At 65.9% G+C, this 11309-nt stretch carries 14 protein-coding genes and 1 pseudogene; 12 read left to right on the top strand and 3 right to left on the bottom strand.

The annotated features are described in order from the left end of the window. Positions 1–67: 67 nt before the first annotated feature. Together ACQPZ2_RS40225 and ACQPZ2_RS40220 are read left to right on the top strand one after the other, a co-directional pair. Complete coding sequence (locus ACQPZ2_RS40225; RefSeq protein WP_433523157.1) at positions 68–721, top strand: hypothetical protein; 654 nt, start codon at positions 68–70, stop codon at positions 719–721. Positions 722–899: 178 nt separating this feature from the next. Continuing rightward, positions 900–2501, top strand: a complete 1602-nt coding sequence (locus ACQPZ2_RS40220) for a hypothetical protein (protein ID WP_433523156.1) — start codon at positions 900–902, stop codon at positions 2499–2501. Here the strand turns inward: ACQPZ2_RS40220 and ACQPZ2_RS40215 are convergent. From ACQPZ2_RS40215 to ACQPZ2_RS40205, 3 genes and pseudogenes are all read right to left on the bottom strand, one after another. Then, complete coding sequence (locus ACQPZ2_RS40215; protein WP_433523155.1) at positions 2498–3163, bottom strand: response regulator transcription factor; 666 nt, start codon at positions 3161–3163, stop codon at positions 2498–2500. The genes ACQPZ2_RS40220 and ACQPZ2_RS40215 overlap by 4 nt on opposite strands. 56 nt (positions 3164–3219) lie before the next feature. Next, on the bottom strand, positions 3220–3429 hold the full coding sequence (locus tag ACQPZ2_RS40210; RefSeq protein ID WP_433523154.1) for a hypothetical protein: 210 nt from the start codon (positions 3427–3429) through the stop codon (positions 3220–3222). A 62-nt stretch (positions 3430–3491) separates the two neighbouring features. Further along, positions 3492–3817: pseudogene (locus ACQPZ2_RS40205) on the bottom strand (MFS transporter); the annotation flags it as partial. 227 nt (positions 3818–4044) lie between these two features. Between ACQPZ2_RS40205 and ACQPZ2_RS40200 the strand changes: the two are divergent. From ACQPZ2_RS40200 to ACQPZ2_RS40155, 10 genes are all read left to right on the top strand, one after another. Next, positions 4045–5259: a hypothetical protein gene (locus tag ACQPZ2_RS40200; RefSeq protein ID WP_433523153.1), complete on the top strand. Its 1215-nt coding sequence runs from the start codon at positions 4045–4047 to the stop codon at positions 5257–5259. Positions 5260–5283: 24 nt separating this feature from the next. Next, positions 5284–5418 (top strand): hypothetical protein, encoded by a 135-nt coding sequence (locus ACQPZ2_RS40195; RefSeq protein ID WP_433523152.1) that lies wholly within the window; start codon positions 5284–5286, stop codon positions 5416–5418. Between the two features lie 15 nt (positions 5419–5433). Next, positions 5434–5622 (top strand): hypothetical protein, encoded by a 189-nt coding sequence (locus tag ACQPZ2_RS40190; RefSeq protein WP_433523151.1) that lies wholly within the window; start codon positions 5434–5436, stop codon positions 5620–5622. 264 nt (positions 5623–5886) lie between these two features. Beyond that, a complete protein-coding gene (locus tag ACQPZ2_RS40185; RefSeq protein WP_433523150.1) occupies positions 5887–6132 on the top strand; it encodes a hypothetical protein in 246 nt (81 codons plus the stop codon). A 143-nt stretch (positions 6133–6275) separates the two neighbouring features. After that, positions 6276–8108 carry a WXG100 family type VII secretion target gene (locus ACQPZ2_RS40180; RefSeq protein ID WP_433523149.1) on the top strand — a complete coding sequence of 611 codons (1833 nt, stop codon included), beginning with the start codon at positions 6276–6278 and terminating at the stop codon, positions 8106–8108. Then, positions 8105–8890: an ESX secretion-associated protein EspG gene (locus ACQPZ2_RS40175; RefSeq protein ID WP_433523148.1), complete on the top strand. Its 786-nt coding sequence runs from the start codon at positions 8105–8107 to the stop codon at positions 8888–8890. The genes ACQPZ2_RS40180 and ACQPZ2_RS40175 overlap by 4 nt, the downstream gene beginning before the upstream one ends. A 12-nt stretch (positions 8891–8902) precedes the next feature. Then, on the top strand, positions 8903–9244 hold the full coding sequence (locus tag ACQPZ2_RS40170; protein ID WP_063046511.1) for a hypothetical protein: 342 nt from the start codon (positions 8903–8905) through the stop codon (positions 9242–9244). A 29-nt stretch (positions 9245–9273) separates the two neighbouring features. After that, on the top strand, positions 9274–9573 hold the full coding sequence (locus ACQPZ2_RS40165; RefSeq protein WP_433523147.1) for a YbaB/EbfC family nucleoid-associated protein: 300 nt from the start codon (positions 9274–9276) through the stop codon (positions 9571–9573). Positions 9574–9711: 138 nt separating this feature from the next. Continuing rightward, entirely contained in the window at positions 9712–10023 is a 312-nt protein-coding gene (locus ACQPZ2_RS40160) for a type VII secretion target (protein ID WP_040686631.1), read from the top strand. Positions 10024–10025: 2 nt separating this feature from the next. Continuing rightward, a complete protein-coding gene (locus tag ACQPZ2_RS40155; RefSeq protein ID WP_433523146.1) occupies positions 10026–11309 on the top strand; it encodes a hypothetical protein in 1284 nt (427 codons plus the stop codon).

Here is an 11309-nt window from a genome sequence, read left to right as displayed (position 1 = left end):
GTCCACCAGCTAATTCGGCTGCGGTACCGCACAATTGGGTACAGCTGAAGGTCTGCCGAAGGAAGTCATGAATACGCGCAAGCTCCTGCTGGTGTCATTGCTGTCCGTGCCGCTGTTGACAGCCGGTTGTGCACACCAGAATTCGAAACCGATATCCCAGGCCGTGCCGCATCCGCCCGCCGCGCACGAGGCCGCACGGGTGCCGGTCGGTCCGGGCCCGTCGGGGACCTATACGGTGCAGCCGCAACCGGCCGAGGGCAGCTGCCATTTCGGCAAGTCCGTCAGCGGTCAGCCGCTGCCGGATCCGGCGTGCACCCCGGGCGCGACCAATCCCAAGGTCACCGCCGACACCTTGGGCAGCACCATTTGCGCCAGCGGCTACACGTCTTCGATCCGCCCGCCGGCCAACATCACCAACCGGGAAAAGGACGCCAACGCCAAGTCCTACGGGTACACCGGCTCGCTGCACGACGCCGAATACGACCACCTGGTCTCGCTGGAACTCGGCGGCGACCCCAACGACCCGCGCAACCTGTGGGTGGAGCCACCTTCCCCCGACCACAAGCCCGGTGCCGGACCCAACAACCCGAAGGACACCGTCGAGAACCAACTGCATTCGCTGGTCTGCTCGGGCAAGGTGGCCCTGACCGACGCCCAGGACGCCATCGTCGCCGACTGGACTACTGCCCTCGCCACCGTCGGCCATCCCGACGGAAAGTAATGACGCGCGGTCAATAACGAGTCGCACTCCGATGGAGTTCTTCCTTCAGGAACGGTTAAGCCCCAAGCTTTCGTGAATCGCGTATCTCGGCGCTGTGCCAGGATAAGAACGGTAATAGGCTCGGGCACTGTGCGTACGTTCCCATGCGCGGTGCGCAGATGAGGGAGATTGCGGCGACGTGACCACACCTGATGGCGAAGCACCCGGCGACACGTCGAATGAAGAGCCGACCCCGAATCACGAGCAGCGCGCGGCGGTACCGGATGGCGACGCGGAGTTCATGGCTGAGTTCATGAAGGCATTCGAGGCGGCCGACGACAGCCCAACCGAGGAAAAGGACGAGGACGCCCCGGATATCGGCTTCACCCTCGACGAACCGGTAGACGTCGCCGAGCAGGCCAAACAGCTCATGCACGGGATCGCCCGCGCGCTCGCGGCCGGTGGCCCACCGGGCTGGCGGCGCCTGGAGGCCGTCTTCGCGATGACCACGAGCACCGAAATCGGGTTGGTGACCTTCGCCGATGACGAGCAGCGCGAGGCACGGGTCCAGCCTGCCGATGAGGTGGTCGAACTGGTCCGCGAGCAGCGGCATCTTTCCGCTCAATTGAGCGATGGCCCCTGGTGGCGGCTGTTGATCGAGTTGGCGAGCACCGGCGAGATCGAGGTCGATTACGACTATGGTGACGAGCCCTTCCCGGACGATCAGCTATTGCTTCCCGAGGTCTATCTCGCGGATTTGCAGGCATATCCGCGCGACCGGCTGCCGGTTTGGCTCGCGGCCTATATCGGCCACGGTGACCGGCAATCGCGCCCGGCGGCCGCGGCGGCCGCGCAGGCCAGGATGGACCGGGAGACCGGCGTGCGCCCGGTGCTGTCCGAGCGGGACTTTCCGGCCTTCCCGGTGCTGTCGGCTCGCTGGGCGATTATCGCGGCGGCTTTCGTGGCCGCCGGATCACAGTGGGGGCCAAGGGTTTTGCCCGCCCTCGGCTGGTTCGAAGGTTCGAAACGCAGCGGGTCGACCCTGTATGCCCTGCCGGGTGGTCGCGCGGTGCTGTCCGGTGGCGTGTGGAATGCGCCCGAACTCGATGCGGTCTACAACGGCGCGACGCCGATGCCCGCACTGTATGCCGGCGCCCCGGAGTGGGTCGCCAATCCGGTGTTGAATCCGCGCGCGGCCAGCGGGCTGTTGTCGTTCTGCTATTGGTGGGACGGCGGTCGGTGGTATCGCGGCGAGTCGCCGACCGCGGACCGGCTCAGCGAGGCGGTGCCCGGCATCTGGACCTCCGATACGGTGGCCGGAGTGGTGGCGGGGTTGGTCGCGGAGCAGCCGAGCGATGGGCAGCGCGCTGCGGTGGCGAATCTGGTGTCGGCGGCGGAAATCGGTGTGGTGACCCGGGATACGCTCGTCGAGGTCTTCGGCGACGACGGCACCTTCGATATCGACAGCGCCCTGTATCAGCTCACGCTGGCCGGTGTGACGATCACCTTGCCGGAGCCCATCTCGCGGGACGCCGCGATGGCCCAGGTCCGCCAGTTCATTCTGGATCAGAATATGGACACCACCGGCTATCCGCTGGAAGATCTGCGCGCAGACCGGATCAGCGTCGGCTGGATGGTGTACGTGCCGACCGAACCCGGTGAGATCTCGATCGGGCGCGCGATCTTCTATGTCGCCGATGACGGTGTGCTGGAACAATCTTCGTCATCGGTGGCGCCGTCGGTCTATGCCGCGGAGTTCGAGCAGCGCTTCCAGCAGCGGCATGGTTCGGTGCAGACCTAGGATCCGTCGGTGCGCCAGCGATAGCCGAAGCCACGGATGGTGGTGATCAAACCGGGCCGGTCGAGTTTCGCGCGCAATCCCGCCATATGCACATCCAGTGCCCGCGATACCGAGGCCGATGAGTCGCCCCAGATGCGGTCCATCAGCTCTTGCCTGCTCACGGCGGTATCGGGTCGCTCCGCCAGGATCCGAACCAGCTGGAATTCCTTGTGAGTCAGCATGATCGGCACTCCGGCCACCTCAACCTGCCGAGCCATCAGATCGACCCGAACGTCTTGGGAGACAACCGCTTCCACGGGCGAGGTGTGGATAACGACGCGACGGGTCACCGTCTCCAGCCGCGCGACCAGCTCCGCGATGCGCGGCGGTTTCACCAGGTAGTCGTCCGCGCCGGAGCGCAGCGCGAGCACCACGGTGCGCTCACCGGCCCGGGCGGTGAGGATCAGCACGGGGACCGAGCTGACTTCACGCAGCCGCCGCAGCACCTCCAGCCCGTCCATATCCGGTAGTCCGAGATCGAGGATCACCGCGTCGTAGTCGCGGTGGGTGCGTAGTAGGTCAGCCCCGCGCCGCTTGCGGTCGACGAGGTAGCCCCGAGCGGTGAGCGCGGCCTGCAGCGCTTCCCCGACTCCGTCATCGTCTTCCACCAGCACAAGCCGCACGCGCCGATCCTTGCAAAGCGAAGGTTCGACGCGCAGCCGTTTGCGGATTGCCATGCTCAACGCACGGCCACCTCGGCATCGGCATCGGCCTCCGCCTCGATCGCGGAGTTCTTCGAGGTCTCCCGCATGAAGTAGTAGATCGTCGACGAGATCGCGACGTACCAGAAGTACAGCGATTCGTGGTTCGCCTTCTTCGGCGCCATCGCGATGGTTTCCGCGGTGCCGCCGAAGATCGTGACGGTCAGCGCGTTAGGGCAGGCCGACACCGAGCGCCCGAATCCGGGTCGGGAACAGTTCGGCCTTCACGATGGCGTTGATCGAGGTGTAGCCGGTGACCCGGCGAAGCCACCTCGGACAAATACGTTGCGCTGGTTGCGTATTCGTCGCCGAGTGAGAATCCCTGTGGCAGCCGTGTCAGCAACAGCAGCACCGGTGCGGCGATGCCGATCGTCTGATATCCGGGCGTGGCGCGATCAGCAGCGAACCCGCGGCCATCACGGTCACCGAGCGGGTCGGTGCGGCGCGGCGGCCGAAGCGGTCGGGTGTAGCGGTCGAGCATCCAGCCGCCGACCGGGCGCATTAGGAAGCCGACGGCGAACACGGCAGCCGAATTGAGTAGCTGTGGGTGGAATCGTCCTCAGGAAAGAAAGTCCGAAACTAATTCAGCTTTTGATAATTCGGCCGTCGAAGTCGCAGATGCCCTGGTCGGAGGCTGGAACGAATTCTTAACAGTCTCTTTAGCTAGTCACCATCGGTAACGCGATGCGGGCGCCGATCCGCGTGCCACTATCGAAAAGACATCGATGGCGAGTACGTGCCCAGCACTCGAAACAACAGCGCGCGATCGGTGAATCGATTGTGTTGGAACAGGAACGAGAGCAATGACTCGAGCATCGCGTAGCGATTCCGTCGTCGCCGACCACGGCCGGTACCCCGACACGTTGGTTTCGCGCATCGCGAGCGAGTTGGGGGAACTCGGCCCAATCGGTTGGCAGCATCTGAACGCGGTATTCGCATTGACCGTGACCGTCGAGTCGGCGCGCGTCGAGTTCACCGGCGAGCATCGGCCGGTACGCCTGGAAGTCCCGGAGTCGGTGGTCGCGCTGGTGCGGCAGTATCGTACCGAGGTCGCCGCGTCCGGCACCGAGCCGTGGTGGCGACTGTTGTTGCGGGCCAACGCATACGGTGATGTCGAGGTCGATTACGACTACGGCGACGAGCCGTTCCCGGCCGACCAACTCTTCCGCCCGGAGGCGTATCGCGCCGATGTGGCGGCGTATCCGCGGCCGCGACTGCCGGTGTGGTTGGCGGCCTACATGAGTCACTGCGACCGGCAGTGGCGCCGCCCGCGCCGCGCCGTGGCCGCCGCGCTCGTCGAGCGGGCGCACGGGGTGACCGCGCGTCCGGTGGATCCGGAACTTCCGTCGTTTCCACAGTTGTGGGCCCGCTGGGCGATGATTTCGGCCGCGCACGTTGCCGTTTCGTCCGACCGCGGACCACGGGTAGTGCCGTCGAACGGCTGGTTCGAAAGCGGCGGGAACGGTAGCAGCGGCTCCACGCTGTACGCCGTGCCGGGCGGCCGGGCCGTGCTCTCGGGCGGAGTATGGGACGCACCGGCATTGAACGCGGCCTATAACGGCGGCGTCGATCTGCCGAATCTCTATGCGGGAGCGCCGGATTGGGTGACCAATGCGGTGCTGAGCCCGCGCGCGGCGGTCGGCTTGCTCTCGTTCTGCTTCTGGTGGGACGGACAGCGGTGGTACTGCGGGGAATCGCCCTCGGTGCAGCAGTGCGGTGTGGCAATGCCGGAAATCTGGCAGTCGCACACCGTGATCGAGACGGTGGCCCGGTTACTGTCGGGGGATCCGGGCACCCGAACACGAACCGCGATGGCGCGCTTGCTGACTGCCGCAGAGCGCGGGGAGGTCACCCGAGAACTGTTGATGGACACCTTCGGTCGCGATCGAGATCTCGAAGCCGCGACGCGTCAGCTGTCGGCGGCCGAGTTGCTCGCGCCGCGGCCGAATCGAGTTCATGCGGTGGGACTTCACCTTTTGGACGACAGGCGTCCATGTGATGATCGAATTGTGCTATAGCCCCGGGTCGGAGGGGGGTTCGAGATGAGTGAGGGCTTCCGGGCGACACCGTCCGTGTTGAACAAACCGTCGGCGGACCTGGCGGAGGTCGCCGGCAAAATCCAGGCGATCGTGTCCCGACTGGAGAAGTCCGGGCTGGGTGTAGGGGTGCCGGGGTGAGCTAGGAGGGATTCGATGGCGGACGACATTTCGGTGCGCGAGATATTGCCCGAACGGCCCGACGTGTCGACCGCACCGCCATCCGCGCGACCGCTACCGATGCCCGAGGATGCGGACCCGCCCATGGTGTTCACCGATGTCACGCCGTGGGACCACACCCGCTCCTTACGTGGGCAGTCGGGTGTTTCCGAGTTGGACTGGTGAGCTCGCGCATCGGTGCGATGAGGTGCTACTGGATGTTCATCGCCATCACTCCGCTGTGAAGCTGGATTCCGGGCTGGATTCTCAGCGCGCTGAATTTCGGCATGACACCGCCTATTCGGTCATCGCGTTGATCGCCGAGTTCTGGCCCCTCGGCATGGGGGCCGCATCACTGGAATTGGTGCTTTCGCGGGAAGCTCAGGCGCTGGCCGAGCGGGAAGCCACCGCGCCGGCGACCGCGCGGCTAGCGCGAATCCGATTGCGAAAGTGGCTGTTTCGCCGCGCACGAGGGGTGTTGCCAGCGGTTTGGTCAGTGGCGCCGCCGGTGCCGACGCGATCGAGATCGATCTGGACGCTCGAGAATCGGGCGCAATGGAGGTCGGCACCCACGGCCGCGGGCTCGGCATACTGGAGGAGACGGCCACCGTCTGGGGTGTCGATGTGCGACGGGATGGCAAGCGCGTCTGGTTCGAAGTCGAGAAACCACCGAACGAACAACCGGAGGGCCCATGAGCGCCAGCATGATTCACGGTGAGGTCACCGACCGTTCACGCAGCTCATGGGATCATCGGTGTGATATGTGCGCGGATGAGGGGCGACGTGAGGGGGCGCACACCGCGCGTCGAGGCAGCGCCGAGCAGGACAGGAGTTGATCGATGGCCGGCGGAGGCAGCAACCCGTGGTCGGGCCTGAAAAACCAGGCGAAGAGCGGTGTGTTCAAGATCGATCCCAAGGTCGCGCCGGACGCGGTGCAGTACATCGCCGACGCGATGACTGTCTTCGAGATCGCCGCGGGGGATACCAAGGGGCCCTACCCGACCAGCGACGCCCAGGGCATGAAGCAGTACAAGGACATGCTCACCGTCGACCACTTCGGCAGCCTGGGGTCGGGCAAGATCCTCTCGAACGCATTCGCCACTGTGGCGAGCGAGCTGATCAACAAGAAACTGCCCGAGTACAAGAAGTCGCTGCAGGATCTCGGTGAGGCCTTTGTCATCGCCGGACAGATGGTGAAGAAGTCGGAGGAGACCTCGGAATCGGTCTTCAATGCCATCAAGGCGAAGACCGCGCCCAAGATCTCCGATGCGGCCACCCAGATCATGCAGCGGAAATATCAGGGCGGCGCGGGCGGGCAGTACAGCTGGGTCGATGTCGATCCCGATATGCCGAAGGCGGACGGCAGCAAATACGACGGCAAACCGCTCGAACAGCACGGCCCGGCGACCGAGGTCGTCGATCCGCATCTGGAGCCCGCCGAGTCGTTCACCTACTACAAGGCGACCGAGATGTATTGGGCGCTGGTGGACAAGCCCAACGGACTGCTGTCGATGGGCGGCGACTGGACCAGGATGGCGGCCCGTCTGGAGTCGGGTTTCGCCGACTTGGGCAGCAATATCGATCTGCTCGTGAAGGATCGGTGGCAGGGTGACGGCTCCAAGGCGGCGAAGGGCGCCGTCGATAAATACGTCGGCGCGAGTAAGCAGCTGACCACGGATATGCGCCAGATCGGTCAGTTATTGGTGGACGGCGCGATGTGGACGATCAATTTCCGCCAGACTCTGCCGCAGCCGGACGCCAAAACCGGTCAGTACGCGGCCATTACGCCCGAACAGGAAAGCGCGGCGACCAAAACGGCCCAGGACGGATTCCGGGCCTGGTATCGGCCGGGCATTCAGTCCAGCACGGTGCTGCCCGTATTGCCGCCGCCGACCGGAATCCCCGGTGTGGACTCCAGGACCACCGACGGTGGCGATCAGCGCACCAGCGGTGGTGGTGGCGGCGGAAGTTCGGCGGCCGATAACGCGGCGGCGCAGCAGCGCGCGGCGCAAGCGGCCGCGCAGCAGCAGAAGGCGCTCGAGCAGGCGCAGGCACAGACCAAACAGCAACAGGCCGAGCTCGAGAAGCAACGCCAGCAGGCCGAGCAGCAGGCCGCACAGCAGCAAGCCCAGCAGGCGCAGCAAGCCGCGCAGCAGCAGGCCGAGCAAGCCGCGCAGCAAGCGGCCTCGCAAGCACAGGACGCGCTGAAACAGGGGCTGGACAGCGCGAAGTCGGCGGCGGAACAGGCAGCACAGCAGGCACAGGCCGCGGCGGCCAAGGATATGCAGTCGGCTGGATTGGCCGGGCTACCGTCGGCGCTGTCGGCCCTGGGCAAGGACGCGCTCAAGGCGGGCGGCGGTGCCGGAGCAGGCAAGGGCGCCGGTGGTGGTGCCGGTAGTGGAGCCGGTGCCGGGCTTTCGCCCAATAGCCTGAGCTCGAAACTGTTTCCGCGCGCGGCGGTCGGTGACGCCGCCGCGGCCGCGACCGCCGCACGCGCCGGGCTGGCGAGCACGGGGCAGCCGGGTTCGCCCGGCGGCATGGGACCGGCGGGCCACGGTGCCGGTGGCCAGAACAAGGAACATAAGCGGGCTGCGTATCTGGATTCGGTCGAGCACATCGAGGAGGCGCTCGGCGACGCGCCAGTCGTTGTCAAACCTGTTGTCGAGCAATGAATCCGACCTGGAAGTTCACCGACCTCGAGTTCTACGCACTCTGGTTCGCGGAACTCGGCGAGGCGCTGCCGTGGCCGTTCTACTTCACCACCGATGTGCCGACGGAGGAACAGTTCGAGGCGCTGAAGTCCGAGGCGCTCGAGCGCGTCCGTCGCACATTGGGCGGGTCGTTCGACGATGCCATGGCCGCGATCGTCGACCCCGACGTCTGGATCGCGGTCAACGGCTGGGACGGGCGCGAGCCGCGTAAGCCGCAGACCCTGCTGCGGGTGCTCGCGGTCCGGCGCGCGACTCGCGGCTATCTGGTCACCCAGCTGCCCGGGAAAACTTTTTGGCATGCAGGAGGTTTCACCGTAACCGAATGCGATGCGGTGGCGTTGGGCGAGGCTGTCGTCGAGGTGCTGCCCGAGATCGACGCGGGCAAGTTGTCCGATATCGTGCTCGCCTCCCCGGACCGCGACGACGATATGGACTATTCGTTCGGCAGATCGGCGGTGCACGACTCCTTCGACGATTCGGTCGCCGAGCGGGCCGAACGCTTCCTCGAAACGCCCACGCCGAGCATCGGAAGTATCGATATCGTCCAGGGCCGTTCGCGATTCGGCCCCCGTGGAGTCACCCGGCATCGGCTGGTGTGGCGCGATGTGGACGAGGACGGGCGTTACGCGATCGACGAGCAGAGCCCGCCGGTGGCCGTTGCCGCCGATAAGAAGCGGTTGACCGCGATGGTCAACACCAGGATCGCCGCCATCGTGCGTGCGATCAAGGACGAGCGAGTCTGAAAGGTGGCCGCCATGGACGAAACGCAACCGGGTATTCCCGAATGGACCGCGACCTCGCGCAGCGGCGCGATCTCGGTGCGCACCACCGAACAGGGTCTGCCACTTGGTATTTCGGTCCAACCGGCCGAGTTGAAGCGCGATCCGCAGGCATTGGCGGCCGAGGTGTTGCGGCTGTGCAGGCAGGCAGCCAATCGGGCCGGGATGGCGCGTAGGGCGGAGTTGGCGGCGGCGGGAGTGCCCGCTGAGATGTTGGCGCTCAGCGGGTTGCCGACCGCCGAAGATGTTGCGCGCCAGGAATTAGCTGAAGAGCAGGAGTACGAGACCGAGCCGGATAGCTGGTTGCGTCAGGTGTAGTTCGGCGTTGTCCGAGAGGAGTTTTCATCGTGTACGAGACCATGGACGAACTGATGGCCGGCGTGCAGCGGCGGCTGTATCGGATCCGGGATCTGACCGACGATATGGCCGGGGTGCGCGGGCGGGAGACGGCGCAGGACGGTTCGATCACCGTTGAGGTCGACGGCAACGGAACATTGCTGGATCTGCAGTTCTCCCAGGCTGTTTCGCGGATGACACCGGCGGAATTCGAGTCGACGCTGGTAGCGACAGCGGCCGCCGCGGTGCGGCAGGCATTCGAGCGACGTAGCGAATTGGTCACTGCCTTCAACGAGGAAGTTGCCGAGTAGACACCCGACGTTCACGCTGCCCCCGTAGAACTTGTGTCAAGAACCTTAAGTTTGTGCAAAATTGCTTTCGGACATTGCAGTTCGATTGATAGGTTCTACAAGGGACGATCAATTGAGTTACGGGATCGGGGGATTACGATGAGCGAACTTGTAGCAACGCCTGACGCTATTCGCGCGTATGGGGACGCGGCGGTGGCCATGGCCACCGGTGTCGCAACGGCCGGTGCGTTCGACCAGGTGGCAACCGTGGCGGCGGCCGCGCCGGTATTCGGCTTGATCGGCCAGGACTTTCTGCTGGCGTTCGCCTACGCGCAGTCCAATCACGTGAGTTCGATGTTCGAATTGGCCGGTGTGCACGCGGGTACCGCGCTGACCGCGCATCAGGGCGCCGCCGCCTATGAGGCGGCCGAGGCGGCATCCGGCACCGAATTCGGCGCTGCCGGCGTCTAGCAATGACTGCGCCGCTCGACCCGTCGATCGTGGATCTGCTGCGTGGCAGTGCCCTTGCACCGCTTGTCGATCGACCGGTCAACGACATCCTGAAGGATATGGGCCTCGGCCCGCTTCCGGAGATCTCGGGGCTGCCACCGCTGCCTGAACTGCCGCCGCTGCCGGTCATTGATCTGGCCGCACTGGCCAGGCCGCTCACCGATATGGCGAGCGGTTTCGGCACCGGAAATCTCGGCGCGCCCGCGGGCGGTGGACCCGACCCGACCAAGGTGCTCTCCGATACCGCGCAGGCCGCGCAGACCGCGATCCAACTCGGCACCCAGGCGCTGCAGACCGTGATGTCGCTGTGGCAGGGCTTGGCCGCGATGCAGGCCGCGAACAAGTCCGGACAGGCCGCGGAGAACGGCGCGGAACTGGCTACGCAGAGCGCGCAGGAGAAGGCGTCGCTCGCCGGTGGGGCGACCTCGGTGGCGACCGGCGGCGCGCTGATGGCCTCGGTCATCGCTAAGTACATGGCCACCGTGGCCGCGGCGACGCCGTGGCTGGCAACCGGTGGCGGACAAGCGTTTATCGCTGCGGCGACCGTGGAGGCGATCACCGAGGGCATCGCGGTGGTGACCAAAACCCGGGTCGAAATGACCGCGCATTCGGCGAATATGACCGCGGTCGGCAAGAAGGTCGAGGTCACCGATGCCCCCAAGGGCGTCGACTCCATGCAGCAGGTGATGCAGCTGCTCACCCCGCTGATGACCATGGCGCAGACCGGCGCGCAGACGCTCACCCAGGTGGCCACGCAGAACGCGACGCAGGCACAGAAACTGCAAGCCGACGCCATCGCGAAAGAGCAGCGCGAGGCTACGGAGAAGGACGAGACCGAGCACGGCGCGTCGGGTGGTGGCGCAGGTGGTGGCGGCGGCGGTGTGGGCGGTATCGGCGCGGCCCCGATATCGACACCACTGAGCCCGTGGAGCGGACCGCGCACCGCCGGACTCAGTGGTATGCCCGGTTTCAATGCCGCCGGAACCGGTTCCGCGGCAGTGGAACCCGCTGCCGCAGTGCGTGGCACCACCGGTGCGCCGGGCAGCCCGGGCATGATGCCCTACGGCGCGGCGGGCGGGGCAGGTGCGCGCGGAGCGGGGGATGCGGGCGGCGATATGCCCGGTTTCCTGGTCAATGCCGAACACGGCGAAGAGGTCGTCGGACCGATCGAGGGGGTCTCGCTGCCGGTGGTCGGCGCGACCGAACAGATCTCGGAGCCACCACCCGATAAGGAACTCACCCTCTAA

This window comes from Nocardia pseudovaccinii (assembly GCF_050942345.1).
GTDB classification, from domain to species: Bacteria; Actinomycetota; Actinomycetes; order Mycobacteriales; family Mycobacteriaceae; genus Nocardia; species Nocardia pseudovaccinii.
This window is presented reverse-complemented; position numbering and strand designations above follow the sequence as displayed.